At 65.2% G+C, this 16,534-nt stretch carries 19 protein-coding genes; 11 read left to right on the top strand and 8 right to left on the bottom strand.

The window, feature by feature from the left end:
* Positions 1-28 precede the first annotated feature (28 nt).
* The gene (locus tag CH249_RS12210; RefSeq protein WP_218828366.1) at positions 29-742 is read left to right on the top strand and encodes a TetR/AcrR family transcriptional regulator; all 714 of its coding nucleotides are present in this window, start codon (positions 29-31) and stop codon (positions 740-742) included.
* A 106-nt stretch (positions 743-848) separates the two neighbouring features.
* On the opposite strand, the gene CH249_RS12205 is transcribed toward CH249_RS12210, so the two are convergent.
* Complete coding sequence (locus tag CH249_RS12205; RefSeq protein ID WP_094682103.1) at positions 849-1,499, bottom strand: class I SAM-dependent methyltransferase; 651 nt, start codon at positions 1,497-1,499, stop codon at positions 849-851.
* A gap of 63 nt (positions 1,500-1,562) precedes the next feature.
* On the opposite strand from CH249_RS12205, the gene CH249_RS12200 reads away from it, so the two are divergent.
* Positions 1,563-2,999, top strand: a complete 1,437-nt coding sequence (locus CH249_RS12200; protein ID WP_256988293.1) for an NAD(P)/FAD-dependent oxidoreductase — start codon at positions 1,563-1,565, stop codon at positions 2,997-2,999.
* Here CH249_RS12200 and CH249_RS12195 read toward each other — a convergent pair.
* Together CH249_RS12195 and CH249_RS12190 are read right to left on the bottom strand one after the other, a co-directional pair.
* A complete protein-coding gene (locus CH249_RS12195; protein WP_094646619.1) occupies positions 2,971-3,582 on the bottom strand; it encodes a CDP-alcohol phosphatidyltransferase family protein in 612 nt (203 codons plus the stop codon). The two genes, CH249_RS12200 and CH249_RS12195, sit on opposite strands and share 29 nt — an antisense overlap.
* On the bottom strand, positions 3,579-4,247 hold the full coding sequence (locus CH249_RS12190; protein ID WP_230596763.1) for a TVP38/TMEM64 family protein: 669 nt from the start codon (positions 4,245-4,247) through the stop codon (positions 3,579-3,581). The genes CH249_RS12195 and CH249_RS12190 overlap by 4 nt, the downstream gene beginning before the upstream one ends.
* 168 nt (positions 4,248-4,415) lie before the next feature.
* On the opposite strand from CH249_RS12190, the gene CH249_RS12185 reads away from it, so the two are divergent.
* The 5 genes from CH249_RS12185 to CH249_RS12165 all read left to right on the top strand — a co-directional run bounded on the left by CH249_RS12185 (position 4,416) and on the right by CH249_RS12165 (position 8,551).
* The gene (locus tag CH249_RS12185) at positions 4,416-5,627 is read left to right on the top strand and encodes an ABC transporter substrate-binding protein (protein WP_256981132.1); all 1,212 of its coding nucleotides are present in this window, start codon (positions 4,416-4,418) and stop codon (positions 5,625-5,627) included.
* Positions 5,624-6,463, top strand: a complete 840-nt coding sequence (locus CH249_RS12180; protein ID WP_094646617.1) for an ABC transporter permease subunit — start codon at positions 5,624-5,626, stop codon at positions 6,461-6,463. The genes CH249_RS12185 and CH249_RS12180 overlap by 4 nt, the downstream gene beginning before the upstream one ends.
* Positions 6,460-7,233: an ABC transporter permease gene (locus CH249_RS12175; RefSeq protein WP_094632092.1), complete on the top strand. Its 774-nt coding sequence runs from the start codon at positions 6,460-6,462 to the stop codon at positions 7,231-7,233. Before CH249_RS12180 ends, CH249_RS12175 begins: the two co-directional genes overlap by 4 nt.
* Positions 7,230-8,261 carry an ABC transporter ATP-binding protein gene (locus CH249_RS12170; RefSeq protein ID WP_094646616.1) on the top strand — a complete coding sequence of 344 codons (1,032 nt, stop codon included), beginning with the start codon at positions 7,230-7,232 and terminating at the stop codon, positions 8,259-8,261. The genes CH249_RS12175 and CH249_RS12170 overlap by 4 nt, the downstream gene beginning before the upstream one ends.
* Positions 8,262-8,419: 158 nt before the next feature.
* Positions 8,420-8,551 (top strand): hypothetical protein, encoded by a 132-nt coding sequence (locus tag CH249_RS12165; RefSeq protein WP_256981131.1) that lies wholly within the window; start codon positions 8,420-8,422, stop codon positions 8,549-8,551.
* A gap of 44 nt (positions 8,552-8,595) precedes the next feature.
* On the opposite strand, the gene wrbA is transcribed toward CH249_RS12165, so the two are convergent.
* Positions 8,596-9,195 (bottom strand): NAD(P)H:quinone oxidoreductase, encoded by a 600-nt coding sequence (gene wrbA / locus CH249_RS12160; RefSeq protein WP_032395327.1) that lies wholly within the window; start codon positions 9,193-9,195, stop codon positions 8,596-8,598.
* A gap of 285 nt (positions 9,196-9,480) precedes the next feature.
* Here wrbA and CH249_RS12155 point away from each other — a divergent pair, with 285 nt between their 5' ends.
* The 4 genes from CH249_RS12155 to CH249_RS12140 all read left to right on the top strand — a co-directional run bounded on the left by CH249_RS12155 (position 9,481) and on the right by CH249_RS12140 (position 12,803).
* Complete coding sequence (locus tag CH249_RS12155) at positions 9,481-10,194, top strand: haloacid dehalogenase type II (protein WP_256988292.1); 714 nt, start codon at positions 9,481-9,483, stop codon at positions 10,192-10,194.
* Between the two features lie 10 nt (positions 10,195-10,204).
* Positions 10,205-11,065 (top strand): tRNA glutamyl-Q(34) synthetase GluQRS, encoded by an 861-nt coding sequence (gene gluQRS / locus CH249_RS12150; protein ID WP_094646614.1) that lies wholly within the window; start codon positions 10,205-10,207, stop codon positions 11,063-11,065.
* 103 nt (positions 11,066-11,168) lie between these two features.
* The gene (locus CH249_RS12145) at positions 11,169-11,975 is read left to right on the top strand and encodes a hypothetical protein (protein WP_094698927.1); all 807 of its coding nucleotides are present in this window, start codon (positions 11,169-11,171) and stop codon (positions 11,973-11,975) included.
* Between the two features lie 78 nt (positions 11,976-12,053).
* Positions 12,054-12,803, top strand: coding sequence for a queuosine precursor transporter (locus CH249_RS12140; protein WP_094632082.1), 750 nt, complete (start codon positions 12,054-12,056; stop codon positions 12,801-12,803).
* On the opposite strand, the gene CH249_RS12135 is transcribed toward CH249_RS12140, so the two are convergent.
* The 4 genes from CH249_RS12135 to CH249_RS12120 form a co-directional block, all read right to left on the bottom strand.
* Complete coding sequence (locus tag CH249_RS12135) at positions 12,763-13,614, bottom strand: PaaX family transcriptional regulator C-terminal domain-containing protein (protein WP_094682092.1); 852 nt, start codon at positions 13,612-13,614, stop codon at positions 12,763-12,765. The two genes, CH249_RS12140 and CH249_RS12135, sit on opposite strands and share 41 nt — an antisense overlap.
* Complete coding sequence (gene kynU, locus CH249_RS12130; RefSeq protein WP_094682093.1) at positions 13,595-14,806, bottom strand: kynureninase; 1,212 nt, start codon at positions 14,804-14,806, stop codon at positions 13,595-13,597. Before kynU ends, CH249_RS12135 begins: the two co-directional genes overlap by 20 nt.
* Complete coding sequence (locus CH249_RS12125; RefSeq protein ID WP_094646610.1) at positions 14,803-15,657, bottom strand: tryptophan 2,3-dioxygenase; 855 nt, start codon at positions 15,655-15,657, stop codon at positions 14,803-14,805. Before CH249_RS12125 ends, kynU begins: the two co-directional genes overlap by 4 nt.
* Before the next feature lie 126 nt (positions 15,658-15,783).
* On the bottom strand, positions 15,784-16,503 hold the full coding sequence (locus tag CH249_RS12120) for a VIT family protein (RefSeq protein WP_094646609.1): 720 nt from the start codon (positions 16,501-16,503) through the stop codon (positions 15,784-15,786).
* Between the last annotated feature and the right edge of the window lie 31 nt (positions 16,504-16,534).

Below are 16,534 nucleotides of genomic sequence, written 5' to 3'. Positions count from 1 at the left end.
GATATCAACAGTGCGTTATCGTCGATACGTGAGGGATTCGTCGACGAGCACCAGAGACAGCACACGTCAACGAATCGTCGATGCCGCAGCTCGGCTTCTGCAGGAAAACGGCCCGGGGGCGGTGACCACTCGCGGCGTCGCCGAGTCGGCCGGGGTTCAGGCACCGGCAATCTACCGATTGTTCGGGGACAAGAATGGTCTGCTCGACGCCGTGGCCGAACATGTCATGGCCACCTATGTGTCCACCAAGTCCGAGATCGCAGACAATGAGCTCGCCGAGAATGGTGACCCCGTGGAGGATCTGAGAACCGGATGGCGCGCACAGATCGAGTTCGGAATCGCCAACCCAACCTTGTTCGCTCTGCTCAGCGACCCTGGTCGAGTGCCCGATTCTCCCGCGGTCCGGGAAGGAGAAGCGGTTCTCGCGGCACGGATTCGCCGGATAGCCCGCACCGGCCGACTTCGGGTCACCGAGCAGCGCGCGGTGGAGCTGGTTCATGCCGCGGGTACGGGTGCTGTCCTGACCATCCTCGGCACACAGCACGATCGCCGAGACGTCGGATTGGCCGACGAGCTGTTCGATGCAGTCATGCGCCACATAGTCGTCGACACACCTCGGTATCCCGAGAGCTCTGCGCACGGTGCAGCGATTGCCTTGCGAGCCTCGATTTCCGAAGTCGACGTACTGAGCAATTCGGAGCGGCAGTTGTTGGCCGAATGGCTCGATCGGATATCCGGGTAGCGATGCACCCGATGCGCGGACGCTGGCGGTATCGCCGAACGCATTGACTCGATCGCCGTTCGACAAGGCAGACCTCGCGCGCCGATGTGCCGTTCGACGCCACCGTTCATGAACTCGGCTCTGCCGAGCCGGAGTTGACCGTCCCGACGCGAATCTGAATGTGGCCGCCGCGGACAGCGCGAGTCGACAGATCCCGCAGCAGTGGCGCCATCGCCGTCCACGGATGAGCCTCGATGTCCGACCCACCGAGTCGACACGCGAGTTTCGCCAGCGGGGTCCACCCCGCCGACCATCCGACGGGACGCTGCATGTCGACGACAGCCACGACGCCGCCCACTCTCGTCGCCGCGATCATCGCCTCGAGGGCCGCCTGCCATGGCGTCATCAGCGACAGCGCGTAGGTGCTCAGGGCCGCATCGAACGGGGCCTGTTCCCCCAGATCCGCGGACGTCAGGGCGGTGGCGTCGGCTGCGACGAGCGTGACGTTGCTCCAACCGAACCGGTCGGCTCGCCGTCGGGCCTGTTCGAGCATCTGCGGGCTGGCGTCGACTCCGGTGATCGAGCCGGTCGGGCCGATCATCCGCTGCAGCCCCGCGAAATTCAGCCCCGTCCCGCAGCCGAGGTCCAGAACATGGCTCCCCACAGGCAGATTCAGCAACTCGAACGCCGCCTCCCGCCCGGCGCGATACACCGGCCACTCGAAGGAGATCACGTCGTACAGGCGCGCCGAGACGGTGTACTTGGTCGGTCGTCTCATCTCGGGTCTCTCCAAGGCGCAGGCATAGTGGGAGGTATGGGAATCCGTCGTTCGTCTTCGAGTGTGCCCGAGAACCGTGCCGACGTGGTCATCGTGGGCGGCGGTACCGCCGGCATCGTGGCAGCGAAGACCGCGGCGGGCTTCGGTGTACGTGTCGTACTGATCGAGCGTGACCGCACCGGCGGCGACTGCCTGTGGACCGGATGCGTTCCGTCCAAAGCATTGCTCGCGGCGGCTTCGGTGGCCGCGACGGTTCGATTCGCGTCCCGCTTCGGCATCGACACCGAACCGCCGCGCGTCGATTTCGCGCGCGTGATGCGGCACGTGCACGGTGCGATCGCCGAGATCGCGCCGATCGATTCACCTGCGGCCCTCACCGAGGCCGGAGTACAGGTGATCAGCGGCGACGCGGTCTTCACCGGTCCGAACACTGTGAGAGTCGGAACGCGGATACTGCATTTCGGTCAGGCAATCGTGACCACCGGCGCGCATCCCACGGTGCCGGCAATCGACGACATCGAGCACGTGGACTACCTGACCAGCGACACCCTCTGGGATCTGACGGACTTACCGCAGCGACTGCTGATCGTGGGAGCCGGATCGGTGGGTTGCGAGATGGCGCAGGCATTCTCGCGTCTCGGGTCGGACGTGACCCTCGTCGGGCGGTCGGCCACGATCCTTCCCCGCGAGGACCGGTCGGCCTCGTCCGTACTGACTCGGAACCTCACGAACGAGGGCGTGCGGGTCCTGACCTCCACCGCCGTCGTGCGCATCGACGACGGCTCGGCCACCACCGACACGGGCGTCGAACTCGGATTCGACCGGGTTCTGATCGCCACCGGACGAACGCCGCGCACCGCGGCACTCGGCTTGGACACGGCCGGAGTGGCTCTGAGCGACAACGGATTCGTACAGGTCGACGAAAATTTGCGGACCACCAATCCTCGCATCTGGGCGGCCGGGGATCTCACCGGTCACCCGCAGTTCACGCACACCGCAGGCGTGCACGGCAGTCTGGCCGCGAGCAATGCAGTCCTCGGCCTTCGGCGAAAGGTGAGTACCACGGGAACTCCACGAGTGACGTTCACCGAGCCCGAGATCGCCTCGGCCGGAATCGATGTACGCACCGCCAGGCAGTGCGGGTTGCGACTGCAGACCCTCGACCACCACCACGTCGACCGCGCCGTCACCGAGGGGGCAACGAACGGATCGACGACGCTGGTGCTCGACGCCAAGCGTCGTATCGTCGGGGCCTGCGTGGTCGGACCTCGAGCGGGCGAGACCATCGGGGAGCTGATCATCGCCATCGAGCAGGGGCTGAGGACCCGAGACCTCGCCGGAGCCACCCACCCGTATCCGACGTACAACGACGGTCCGTGGAACGCTGCGATCGCAGACGTGAAGGCGCAGTTGAGTTCTCCCGTCATCTCGCGGGCAACGGCCGTACTGGCGAAAGGGCGGAGCAGATGGATCAGGAGAGGGCGCGATAGCCGGCGATGATCCGCTGACCGGAACTGACCGCAACCACTGCCGCCCAGACCACCGCGATCTGCCATGAGATACCGGGCAGCAGCAGCCAGAGACTGTGCACCGCAATCGTTTCCGCACCCTCGGCCAGGCCTCCGAGGAACGACAGCGAGCGGCCGTCGTCGATGGTGCGGCCGTTGCGTTCGGCGACCGAGGAGAACGCGAGAAACGCGGTGCCGTTGATGTAGTACGCCAACAGCACCAGCAGGAACGGCCACCACGGGGCGTCGTATGCGGCCGAGGCACCCACCGCGACGCCCACCACGGTGGTTCCGTAGACCACGAAATCGGCGGTGATGTCGAAGAATCCACCGGCACCGGCAGTTGTCGCCCGCCTACGCGCCAGCGGCCCATCCAGGCCGTCGGCGGTGCGGGAGACGATCCACAAGGCCAACGCGAGCAACCAGAACTGCAGGCCGGCCGCCAGTGCACTACCGAGACCGAGCACCAGTCCGGCGGCGGTGATGCGGTCGGGCGTGATCGACGGGCGGTCGAGCGTGCGGGCACAGCGATCGAGCGGGCCTTCGAGATGGCGGCGCAGAAAGCTGTCGATCATTCGGCAGCTCCGGTGAGTCCCAGGCGTCGCGCCAACAGGGCCGAACCGGCCGCGATCGCCAGCACCGCGAGCAGTGCGATAGCGAACGGCCACGACAGCGGAGACGTTCCGTAGGCCCCGAGTGCGGTGTAGGCGACGGTCGCGGGCACGATGCCGATCATGGTGCCCACCACGTAGTCGCGCTGGCCCACCGCGCTGACTCCGGCCGCGTAGTTGACCAACGAGAACGGAAGCGGCACCAGACGCACGAGCAGAACCGACAGCAATCCCCGACGGCCGAGCATGGCGTCGAGCCGGCGGAGCCTGTCCCATTCGGTGCGGGCCACCTGCCCGCGGCCCAGCGCCCTCGCTCCCCAGTACCCGAGGTACGCCCCCATCGTCGCGGCGAACACCACGACGGTTGCGCCCACTGCCAGACCGAACAGCAGTCCCGACGCGATGGTCAACGTGCTGGCGGGGAACGGAGTGGCGGACAGGACGGCGTAGAGCACGACGAACAACGCGATGCCCCAGGGCCCGGCCGACGCCACTCGGTCTCGGATGTACGACGGATCGGGCAGGTCGACGGTGCCGAGCACGATCACCAGAGCGACGACGACCACGGCGGCCCCGAGCAATTTCAGGGTCGTGCCTCGCCGGCGACGCGTCGGGCGGTCCTGCGTCACGGTGTGTGCCTCTCGTCCGACGGTTCACGCTCCATTGTGCACACGGCCGGTCTGCCCGCGTGTTCAGCGGTTGTCTCATTCGACCGATTACGGTGGTGAGGGCAGCGTCGACGACGGCTGCTTCGGTTGATCTGGAGGCCCACGGTGATTCGTTCGGTACGGTGCGCAGTGACGATTGCCGCGAGCGCAGGGCTGCTGCTCACGGCCTGCGCTGCGCCGGATTCGGAAGCTCCGATCGCCGAGGCGCAGTCGTGGAGCGAGATCGAACAGCAGGCACAGGGGCAGACCGTCTCGCTGTGGATGTACGGCGGCGACGAGCAGGGCAACGCCTACGTCGACGATGTGCTCACCCCCGCGGCGGCCGAGGAAGGCGTCACACTGCGCCGGGTGCCGGTGGAATCGACCACCGATGCCGTCAACCGCATCCTGTCCGAGCGGCAGGCCGGGGTCACCGACGGCGAAGTGGACCTGGTGTGGGTCAACGGCGCGAACTTCGGCACCGGCCAGCAGGCGGGCGCGTGGCTGTGCGGGTGGACGCAGAACCTGCCGAACATGGAACTGACCGATCCCGAGGATCCACTGTTGCTCGACGACTTCGGCACACCGGTCGAGAACTGCGAATCACCCTGGCACAAGGCTCAATTCACATTGGTCTACAACGCGGCGGCCATCCCCGATCCGCCGACCACATTCGACGGCGTGCTCGACTGGGCTCGCGCGAACCCGGGCCGCTTCACTTACCCCGCTCCCCCGGACTTCACCGGATCGGTGTTTCTGCGTGAGGCGTTGATCAATGCCTCGGGCGGCGTCGACGAGGTTCCCGCTCGGTTCGATCAGGACTCCTACGACCGCTTGGCCCCGGCATTGTTCGATCGACTGAACGAGCTCGCCCCGTCACTCTGGCGCGAAGGCACGACGTATCCACAGTCCTCCTCCGAGCTCGACGCCCTCTACGCCGGCGGTCAGGTCGACATGACCATGACGTACGGCCCCGCGACCCTCCCGAAACTCGTCGCCGACGGCACCTTCCCGCCGGAGACTCGCGTCCTGACTCTCGACGAGGGAACCGTCGGGAATGCGAGTTTCCTTGCCATCCCATCGACGTCGGGGAAGTCGGCGGCGGCACAGGTGGTCGCCAATCTCGCGTTGTCGCCCGAGCAACAACTCGCGAAGGCGACGCCGGACGTGTGGGGTCAGTTCACCGTTCTCGATCTGGATCGGTTGACGCCGGAGTCTCGCGCGCAGTTCGAGGCGTTGCCGAGTTCGACGGTGCTGCCCTCCTACGAGGAGTTGTCGGCCGATGCGCATCCCGAACTCTCGGCGGACTGGGTCTCGCCGCTCGACGAGGGTTGGCGTCGAAGCGTGCTCGCCGGTCAGTGAGCGCGTCCACGAAGAGCTTTCGCGGCGCGGCGGCGGTGCTGCCTGCCGTCGTGTTGGTCGTTCTCGTCGTCGGCGGCGGTCTCGGGACGGTGGTGCTGCAGAGCCTGGGTCTGATGCCGTTGGTCGGCACCCCCGAATTGTCGGTCGGCGCGTATTCGGCGCTCGGCGGTGACCTGTGGCGCTCAGTGGGGCTGACGCTGTCGATTGCCATCGTCTCGACGGCGTTGGCCACGGTGATCGGGTTGGCCGTTGCACTGACGGCTCTGTCGGGTGGACGCGCCGCGTTGGTCGCGGCCGGGGTGACGGTTACGGTGCCGCACCTGATCGGTGCCGCCGCGATGGCATTGTTGCTGGCCGATTCGGGGATGCTGCCCCGCATTCTCGGCATGACCGACGGTGGCTGGCCGGAATTGGTCGGTGGGAAGTGGTGGATCGCCGTTGTCCTCGAATACGCCTGGAAGGAATCGGCTTTCGTGGCCGTCGTCGTGGCGGGCACGCTCGCCACCCGAATAGCAGCATTCGACGAGACGGCCGCGACCCTCGGTGCAGGCCGGTGGGCTCGGCTCCGTTTGGTCACGCTGCCGTTGGCTCGGCCCGCGTTGATCGCGTCGGCGGCTATCGCGTTCGCCTACACGGTCGGCTCGTACGAGGTGGCCCGTATTCTGGGTCGGCCGTATCCGGAGCCGTTGTCGGTGATGGCGATTCGCCTGTTCACGTCGATCGATCTCGAGACGCGTCCGCAGGCAGCCGCTGCGGCGACCGTCGCCACCGCTCTGACGGTGGTCGTGGCCGCGGTGGCACTGCATTATCTGCGCAGATCGGCAGCGTGGAAGTGAATCGCGTTCCTCCTTTCGCCGGCCGGGCCGTGCTGGTCCTGTGGTTCTTGCTGCCGTTGATTCCGGTTGTCCTGTGGGCCATCAGCAATCGCTGGTCGTTTCCCGGTTCGGTTCCCCAGGAATGGGGATTCGACGGCGTCCGCAGCGCCCTCGATGCCGGGGGTACCGATGCTTTCATGCGATCGACGCTTCTCGCTCTCGCCGTCGCCGCCATCGCAACGCCATTGGGCGCGTTGGCCGCTCGCGCCCTGGTGAACGGTACCGTGCGCCTTCCTGCTGTCGTGGCCGGTGTTCTGTTCGCGCCTGTGGCTCTACCCCCGTTCGCCGTGGCGTTGGGGCTCGACGTTCTGGTGCTGCGCTCGCGCATTCCGAGCACGGTGGCGGTGATCGCTCTGCTGACCGTCGCGGCCATTCCGTACACGACGTATCTGATGCGAGTGGCATTCGGCGCGTACGACATCGGCTACGAGGAAGAAGCTCGCACACTCGGTGCGTCGAATGCCATGGTGCTGAGACGGATTCGCATTCCGCTGTTGGCTCCGGCGTTGGCGGGTTCGGCACTGCTCGCGTTCCTCGTGGCGTGGAGCGACTACGTGATAACCCTGCTGATCGGTGGAGGCAGACTGGTCACCGTGCCCATTCTCGTCGCGTCGTTCGCTGCCGGGACCGGCAACGATTCGGTGGTGGCTGCACTGTCGGTCGCCGCTGTGGTGCCGCCGTTGTTGCTGGTGCTCATGCTGGCCCGGTTGCGTCGTAGGAGTGCACGATGAGCGTCGAACTGTCCGTTCACGGACTCACCAAAGTCCATGCCGGTCAATCGGTTGCGGCTCTCGATTCGATGGATCTCACCGTGCCACCGGGTTCGTGCACGGCGATTCTCGGGCCGTCGGGATCGGGCAAGAGCACTGCACTACGACTCATCGCGGGACTCGATTCACCCACTGCCGGCACGGTGCGCATCGACGGACACGAGGTGAACGACGTCGCGGCCGAAAATCGCGGCGTCGGCATGGTGTTCCAGCGTCCGATGTTGTTCCCGCACATGTCGGTACTCGACAACATCGGCTTCGCCTACCGCGCCGCCGGGGACAGTCGCAAGCGGTCGCGCGAACGTGCCCGGGAGTACCTGGACCTGGTCCACCTCGGCGATATCGGAGGTCGTGCGGTGTCCGAGGTATCGGGCGGGCAGGCTCAGCGGGTGGCGTTGGCGCGCTCGCTCGCCGGCTCACCGCGCGTGTTGTTGTTGGACGAGCCCTTCAGTGCACTGGACCCGTTGTTGCGCAGCGAGATGCACGACCTGGTTCGCGAATTACGTTCGACGCTCGATCAGACCCTGCTGCTCGTCACCCACGATCAGCAGGAAGCGGCCGTGCTCGCCGATTCGGTGGCGGTGCTCATCGACGGTCGATTGGAGCATCACTCCGATATCGCCACGGCCTACACGCGCCCCAGCACGCTGGCAGTGTCGCGCCTGATGGGTGGGGTCAACGAAATCGAGGGTCAGTGGGACGGGGTTGGGGTGCATCGCTCCGAGCTCGGGGAGTTGGAGGTCGACGGGGTTTCACTTCCGGCTGGGCCGGCCGTGCTGTTATTGCGACATGAGCTGATCACTCTGGATGACAACGGGATTCGTGGGGTTGTTTCCAACCTGCGGCCTACCGGATTTCGCAGCATCGCGGACGTGACCGTGGGGTCACTGACTGTGAAAGTTGAGTTGGCGGCGGGGTCTGCGTTGCGGGTCGGGGATGCGGCGGGGTTGCAGATTCCGCGTGGGGCGAGGTTTGTTGTCACGGATTGAGTTCGTGAGTGGGGCGATTCGCAGAGAACGTGGCCGAACTCGATAAGCGCTCGGTATGCGGTCGATGCTGTTGTTCTGTACCAGGCCGGCGAGCGGATCTCACAGTTCGCAGGGGTTGAGGGTCTTTCCGAGGCCTGTCCGTTGACGCGGCCGACGCCATGCTCCGCATCAGCACGTTCGTCGTCGAGGGGTTGCTGACGCACGCGGCGTCACCGGCAGGCCCGCGAGCGGTCATCGAGCAACTCGTCGCATCCATCGCATCGGGTCACCCAGGACACAACCCGCCCTGAGTGACCCGATGCCGAGTGATGGAGCTACGAGCCGCTCGTCCTGCTTACCGCGACAATGCCGTTGCGACGGTGACCACGCGGGTGGCCATGTGCTCGAGGGCCGCAAGCGTGGCATCCTCCAGTTCGTTCTGGTTGTCGCCCCCGGTCACATGGCTGACGCCATAGGGGTTGCCGTCGGCGAACTTCAGACCGTCGGTGTATCCGGGCGGGACCAGGACGCCGCCGAAGTGCATCAGCGAGGTGTACAAACCGGTGAGCGTCGTCTCCTGGCCGCCATGCAAAGTCTGGCTGGAGGTGAACGCGGCGTACGCCTTGTCCGCAAGTTGTCCCTTGGCCCAGTAGCCACCGAGCGAGTCCATGAAGGTCTGGAACTGTCCCGCGGTGCTACCGAAACGCGTCGGCGATCCGAAGATGACGCCGTCGGCCCAGACGATGTCGTCGCCGCTGGCAGCCGGAAGATCCTTTGTTGCTTCGTACTGCGCCGTCCAGGCGGGGTTCTCGGCAAAGGTGCTCGGGTCACGTGTCTCTGCGATGTGCCGCACGCGGACCTCCGCTCCCGCAGCTGTGGCTGCGTCGGCGAGCTTGTTCGCCATGGTGGCCCCGTGACCGGTTGCCGAGTAGTAGATGATCGCGATCTTGGTCATGTGATGACGCCTTTCGGTATGCGGAGCAGGTCGGCCCTCGGCGGGTGTGACTTCTTGACGTCTCACCGGGCGCTTCGGCAACGTGCGCCGTCGGCCTGCAAGTCGTTGCGATGTCAACAACTTCGACCGTACCCGAAGTAGTTGCTTTGTCAACCATCTACCTACCGGAGCGTGCTGCGATACTGGCGCGATGGACGATCTCGGAAGCGACACCGATCGACGTTTCCGGGAATGCGGCGTCGTCGTTGTCCAGGAAAAAGAGAACCACCACAAGGAGCTCAGTTCGTGACCGATCCCGACAACCCGAACATCTCGCCTGCGCTGCGTCGACCACGCGTGATCGTCTTCGACGTCAACGAAACGCTGTCCGACATGTCGCCGCTGTCGCATTGCTTCACCGACGTGGGAGCCCCCGCAGAACTCGCGTCACTGTGGTTCGCGAGTGTCCTGCGTGACGGCTTCGCCCTCACCGCAGCCGGCTCGGCGCAGCCCTTCGCGGACGTCGCATCCGGGCTACTTGCAGTGATGCTGCAACCTGAGGCGCTGAATCGGGAGATCGACGACGCCGTCGAGCACATAATGGGCGGCTTCATGGGCCTGGACGTGCATCCCGACGTAGCAGACGGCATCAGAGCACTGGCTGCGCTCGAGATTCGGCTGATCACCCTGAGCAACGGCGCGGTCGGCGTTGCTCGAAAACTGCTCGACGGTGCCGGAGTTTTGGAACACGCAGAGATGCTGCTGTCCGTCGACCAAGCCGGGGCATGGAAGCCCGCCGGACAGTCGTACCGATACGCACTCGATCGGTGCGGCGTCGAACCCCACGAGGCCATCCTCGTCGCCGTCCACCCCTGGGACATCGACGGTGCCCACCGTGCCGGACTGTCCACGGCCTGGATCAACCGCACCGGCACCACCTACCCGCAGCACTTCACCGCGCCGGACCTCGAGGCGACCTCACTGCTCCACCTCGAGCAACTTCTGCGGCACTCGACCTAAGGTTGTCCCCGTGCCCGCCGGACGCTTCGCCCCCAGTCCTTCGGGCGATCTGCATCTCGGCAATCTCCGAACCGCGCTTCTGGCTTGGCTCTTCGCCCGCTCCACCGGACGTCGGTTCGTGATGCGCGTCGAAGACCTCGATCGCGTCAAACCCGGCTCGGAGCAGCGGCAACTCGACGACCTCGCCGCCATCGGAATCGACTGGGACGGGCCGATCATGCGGCAATCCGAGCGTCGAGAAATTTACGACGCCACGATTCGGGCGCTCACCGCAGCCGGGCTGACGTACGAGTGTTTCTGCACGCGTCGGGAAATCCTCCAGGCCGCCTCCGCCCCGCATGCTCCCGACGGCGCGTATCCCGGAACCTGCCGCGACCTCACCGCAAACCAGAGAGCAGCGAAGGACCGCCCACCTGCCATTCGATTGCGTTCACAGGTAACCGAATTCACCATCGTCGATCAGCTGCAGGGGCTGTTCCGAGGCCAGGTGGACGACTTCGTCCTGCGTCGATCCGATGGCGTGCCCGCCTACAACCTGGCTGTCGTCGTCGACGATGGCGCGCAGGGCGTCGATCAGATCGTGCGCGGCGACGACCTGCTCACCTCCGCGCCGCGACAGGGCTACCTCGCTCAGCTCCTCGGCCTCACCCCCGCGACGTACGTCCACGTTCCCCTCGCGCTCAACGTCGAGGGCAAGCGTCTGGCCAAACGAGACGGCGCGGTGACGCTAGCCGAACGACCCGACGCGTGGGCACTCATCACCACTTCCCTCGGTGTGCCCGACGTAGAGAACGCCGAGGAATTACTCGAGCGGTGGAAGCCGACGCAGGTACCCCGCGAACCGTGGGTGTTCGACCCCGCGAATCCCTGATCCACGAACCGATCGAGATCACGTTGCAATGTGACGGGACCCAACTCGGGATCGATCGGACGTACAGTGACCGCGACAACTCTTCCCGAGGGAGAAGGACACGATGACCTCAGGCGGTTACGACCCCGACAAGGATCCACAGAACCCCGGTGGCTATCCGCCGCCGCAGGGCGGTTACCCACCACCTCCCCAGGGCAACTACCCACCGCCCCCGCAGGGCGGCTACCCACCACCCGGGAACTACCCGCCGCCTCCACAGGGCAACTACCCGCCGCCTCCGTCGTTCGGTGAGTCGCCGATGCCGACGCAGTTGTCGGTCGGTTCCGCCATCGGATACGGCTTCGAGAAGTTCAAGCAGAACGCCCTCGTCTGGATCGGCATCGTCCTGATCGCCGCGATCATCCAGGGCGTCCTGAACTTCGTGCTGACCTCCGACAACTTCGTCCTCAGCTTGATCTTCAGCGTCATCGTCGGAGTCGTCGCCCTCCTCATTCAGGCGGCACTCGTCCGCGGCGCTCTGCACGAGGTGGACGGGATCAAGCCCGCTTTCGGGTCCTTCTTCCAGTTCAACAACGTCTTCGCCATCGTCATCGCCGGCGTCCTCGTGGGCATCGCAACCGGCATCGGCTACATCTTGTTGGTCATCCCAGGACTCGTCGTCACGTTCTTCACGTGGTGGACCTTCCAGTTCGTCATCGACCGCGGCGACGAGCCGATCCCCGCCATCAAGGCCAGCGCCAAGGCGATCGCATCGAACGGCGGGACCATCTTCGTCCTCGCGCTCGCCCTGTTCGGCCTCAACATCGTCGGCGCGATCCTGCTCGGCATCGGTCTTCTGGTGACCATTCCGATCACGATCATCGCCGGCACCTACGCGTACCGCGTCACCGTGGGCGGCCGCGTCGCCTGACCGGTTATACGCCTCGATGGGCGCGCATCCCTCACCCGGGATTCGCGCCCATCGTCGTCTCGGTGCTTGGATCGAGCGGTGACTACTACCGAACACACCGCCCCCGACGGCGGCACCGAGTCTGGGCAGGCCACATTCGCTCACATCAGCCGGGGCTACTACCCCACCATCGTCGCGCTCTTCGTCGCGACGCTGCTGATCTCGAATGTGGCCGCCAGCAAAGGTGTCGCCTTCTTCGCCTCGTCCGACGTCATGCTCGGACCTTTCCAAATCCTGCCGATCAACACCGACGGCGCATTCTTTCTGTTCCCCCTCGCCTACATCCTCGGCGACGTCCTCAGCGAGGTGTACGGCTTCAAGGCCGCACGCCGCGCGATCTACCTCGGCTTCGGATCGTTGCTGCTCACCTCGGTGTGCTTCTGGATCGCCATCGAACTTCCCGCCGCGTCCTTCTACGAGAACCAAGAGGCCCTCGAAACCGTCGTCGGTGTCGTCCCCCGCCTCGTTCTCGCCGGTCTCGCCGGCTATACCGTCGGGCAGCTCCTGAACTCGGTCGTCCTGGTCAAGATCAAGGAACGCACCAAGGAAAAGCACCTGTGGGCGCGACTGATCGGGTCGACCATCGTCGGCGAATTCTTCGACACCCTGATCTTCTGCTCCATTGCCGCCGGAGTCATCGGCATCAGCACCTGGACCGACTTCATCAACTACGTCATCGTCGGATTCCTGTGGAAGACCCTGGCCGAGGTCATCGTCATGCCGATCACGTATCGCGTCATCTCGTACATCAAGAAGCGCGAACCGTCGTATCGACCCATTCCCGACTGATCTCCAGGTAGCGCTCACGCGCCGCATCGAAAGTCGCGACGGCCCGGGTCCCCGGCCAGTCCTCCGGTGTCATGCACGGAGGCAGGCCCGGGTCGACGTAGGGAATGACACGCCACTCGTCGAGCAACGGCACGAACGTGACGAACGCGTCGCGGGGGTTCCGGGCCGGCGACCCGCCGTCGTGAGCGGCAAGGAATGCCCGATGCCGATCGGCGATGCCCGCCAGGTCCCACCACTGGGCGGCGCTCTCACGCAGTGTGGCCGGTGGCGCTACCTCGGAGGCCACGAAGCTCGTCACGTATTCCGACAACTCCAACGCGTCGATGATGTCGCCCGCCTCACCCGCGAGGTATTCGGGCGCGATCCACAAACCGGGTGAGACCGTTCCGCATCCGATTGCGGTGAGTCGACGCCTCAGTTGGTGGCGCGCGGCACGTTGCGTCTCCGGAATGGTGAAAGAGATGAGCCGGAACGGATCGCCGTCGGCCATCCGACGGAACCCGAAGATCCGACCGTCACCGCGCGCGAACATGGTGTCGGCCTGCTCGGTGATGCGATAGCCGGTGCGGCCCTCACGATTATCGGATTCGACGACGCCCTTCTTCTTCAGCCTGGTCATCGCGATGCGCGTACTCTCCGGTGCCGCTCCGAGCGCATCCATCCACACGACGAAGTCGGCGATGGCAAACCACCCTCCGAGGGGCCGAACGTACGCCCCGAGCACCGTGCGAACCAGTGAGGTGGCGCTTCCCGGACGAGAGTCGAAATCGTCGAGAATTGCCCCGGCGGTGCTAGGTGCGGAGTTCGTCACGGATCGCCACGATTCCCAGGTACACCTCGCGGTACGAGGTGCTCAGTGGGCTCAGGCCCAATCGAATACCCTGTGGCGCGCGGTAATCCGGGATGACACCTCGCTTCCACAGACGAGCGGTGATGGCCTTGAACTCGGGATGGTCGATGGTGACGTGCCCGCCGCGTCGCGTCGAATCCTCGGGTGAGGCGATCTCCACTCCCAACGGCACCAACATCTCACGCACCAGCTCGAGGGCATACTCGGTGAGCGCAACGGACTTCGCGCGTATCGCGTCCATTCCCACCTCGGCGATCATCTCGATGGTGTCCTGCATCGCGATCATGCCGAACACCGAGGGCGTGCCACTGATGACCCGTCGAATACCCTGTGCCGGAACGTAACCCTGCGCCATCTCGAACGGATCGGCCCGACCCATCCAGCCCCAGATCGGCTGGACGAACTCGCCCTGAAGATCACTGCGCACGTACGCGAACGCGGGCGATCCGGGACCGCCGTTGAGGTACTTGTAGGTGCACCCGACGGCCAGATCCACTCCCCAGGAATCGAATTCGAGCGGCACCGAACCGACGGAATGGCACACGTCCAGCAGCATCAGTGCGCCGGCCTCGTGCGTGATACGTGTCGCCTCGGCCACGTCGACGAGGAAGCCGGACCGGTAGGCAACGTGGGTGATCACCACCAGCGCGGTGTTCTCCCCCACCACCTCGGCGAGTTGTTCCGGTTCGATACCACCGCGGCGGTCCGTCTCGATCCATCGCAGCGTCATGTTCGATTCCGCCGCAATGCCTTCGAGAAGATAGCGATCGGTCGGGAAGTTGTCGCGGTCGATGACGATCTCGGTGCGACCCGGCCGCATGGCGATCGCCGCCCGTGCCAGCTTGTACAGCAACACCGTCGTCGAATCGCCGATCGTGGTCTGCCCGGGCGCGGCTCCCAGGGTGGCGTCGGCCAGGGCGTCGCCGATGGTGACGGGTAGGTCGAACCACTGCTCGTCCCAACCGCGGATCAGGCGTCCACCCCAAGCGTCGGTCATGAAGGTGTTGATCCGTTCGACGCTCGCCTTGGTAGGCCGGCCCAACGAGTTTCCATCGAGATACGCGCTGATCGACGGGTCGTCGATACCGAGGAATCTGTCGCGGTAGCTACGGAGTGGATCCTGGGCGTCCAGTTCGTCTACGCGTTGCGTCATCGTCCGATATCCGTTCTCACAGCCAGCAATTCGGGAAAGAAGGTGAGCTCGAGCGCCTTCTGCAGAAATCCGACTCCACTCGATCCACCGGTTCCGCTCTTCATTCCGATGGTACGGAGCACCGTCCGCATGTGACGGAAGCGCCAGAGCTGGAAGTTCTCCTCCAGATCGACGAACTCCTCGAAGGCCTCGTACACCGTCCAGTGCTCGGTGTGGTTCTCGTAGACGAATGTGATCAGCGGCATCAGGTCCTCGTTGAACGTGTATGCCGCGGTGACGTCGCGATCGAGGGCTGATGCCGGTACGTCGTACCCCTGCCGCGCCAGCGACTGCCACAATGCGTCGTACAGGCTCGGCTGATGCAACAGCGTCGAAAGCAGCTCATGCGCAGCCGGATCCGACTCGAAGACCTTCAGCATGCCCGCATTCTTGTTGCCGAGCACGAATTCCACCGCCCGGTACTGGTACGACTGGAAACCCGAGGAGTTGCCGAGAAAATCGCGGAACTGCGAGTACTCCGTCGGGGTGAGTGTGGCCAACACCGACCACTGCTCGGTCAGCGTCTTCTGAATGTGCTTGACTCGCGCAACGCATTTCAGTGCGGTTCCGATGTCGTCGGCGTCCAATGCCGCTCGGGCCGCGAGTGTCTCGTGAATGACCAGCTTGAGCCACAGTTCGGTGGTCTGATGCTGAATGATGAACAGCAGTTCGTCGTGATGCTCGGGGGTGCTCACCGGCTTCTGCGCGCTGAGCAGAGTGTCGAGGTCCAGGTACGCGCCGTAGCTCATACGATCGCTGAAATCGGTGACGACGGTTTTCTCTATCGCGCGGGTGTTGGCTTCGACGCTCATGGATGGTCCTCGAGATCGTGGGCTGATAGCGCCAGAGTATTACACGATCGCGCCGCCCGCTAGGAGTACGAAATATCTCAGCGTTGCACGCAAGCCCGTTACCTCGATCTTCAGCCGGACGGTCGATCAGATCCCGGCCACTCCAGCCAGTTGGCCGATCGCGTAGGTGACGGCCATCGCGATCGCGCCACCGATCACGATTCGAGTCACCGCCGGGCGACTCGGCGCTCCACCGAGGCGCGCGCTGACGGTGCCGGTCAATGCCAGAGCCAGCAACACGACAACAAACGTGACCGGAATACGTTGCGAAGCAGGCAGAAGCAGGATCGAGAGCAACGGCAAGAGGGCACCGCTGATGAACGACACCGCCGACGACGCGGCCGCTTGCCATGGATTGGTCAACGCGTCGGGGTCGATCCCCAACTCGACGTCCACGTGCGCGGCGAACGGATCGTGGTCGGTCAGTTCCTGCGCAACCATCTGCGCGGTCTCCGTCGAAAGCCCTTTGGCTTCGTAGAGTGCAGCCAGCTCGGCCAACTCCTCCTCGGGTTCCTCGGCCAGCTCCCGCCGCTCCTTGATCAGCAGAGAACGCTCGGCGTCGCGCTGCGTGCTCACCGAGACGTATTCGCCGAGCGCCATCGACACCGCTCCGGCGACGAGACCGGCGATGCCCGCCGTGAGCAGCGACCCACGATCGGTGGTGGCAGCGGCCACGCCGACCACCAGGCCCGCCGTGGACACGATGCCGTCGTTCGCGCCCAATACGCCTGCCCGAAGCCAGTTCAGCCGACCCGACAGATCACCGTGCGGTTCGTGCTCGTGCAGGGCCGGCTCGGGCTCAGACATTACCGACCGCTGTCACGTCTTCCCACGCGGC

The organism is Rhodococcus sp. 05-2255-3B1 (genome assembly GCF_002258545.1).
Classification (GTDB): domain Bacteria; phylum Actinomycetota; class Actinomycetes; order Mycobacteriales; family Mycobacteriaceae; genus Rhodococcoides.
Note: the sequence above shows the minus strand (reverse complement) of the source record. Positions and strands in the feature narration are given on the sequence as shown.

Bases quoted from the DNA above. Each gene is read 5' to 3' on its own strand.
- CH249_RS12125 (WP_094646610.1), bottom strand. From the start codon at position 15,657: ATGAGCGTCGAAGCCAACACCCGCGCGATAGAGAAAACCGTCGTCACC.
- wrbA (WP_032395327.1), bottom strand. From the start codon at position 9,195: ATGACCAAGATCGCGATCATCTACTACTCGGCAACCGGTCACGGGGCC.
- CH249_RS12165 (WP_256981131.1), top strand. From the start codon at position 8,420: ATGCTCCGCATCAGCACGTTCGTCGTCGAGGGGTTGCTGACGCACGCG.
- CH249_RS12120 (WP_094646609.1), bottom strand. From the start codon at position 16,503: ATGTCTGAGCCCGAGCCGGCCCTGCACGAGCACGAACCGCACGGTGAT.
- CH249_RS12195 (WP_094646619.1), bottom strand. From the start codon at position 3,582: ATGATCGACAGCTTTCTGCGCCGCCATCTCGAAGGCCCGCTCGATCGC.
- CH249_RS12170 (WP_094646616.1), top strand. From the start codon at position 7,230: ATGAGCGTCGAACTGTCCGTTCACGGACTCACCAAAGTCCATGCCGGT.
- CH249_RS12145 (WP_094698927.1), top strand. From the start codon at position 11,169: ATGACCTCAGGCGGTTACGACCCCGACAAGGATCCACAGAACCCCGGT.
- CH249_RS12205 (WP_094682103.1), bottom strand. From the start codon at position 1,499: ATGAGACGACCGACCAAGTACACCGTCTCGGCGCGCCTGTACGACGTG.
- kynU (WP_094682093.1), bottom strand. From the start codon at position 14,806: ATGACGCAACGCGTAGACGAACTGGACGCCCAGGATCCACTCCGTAGC.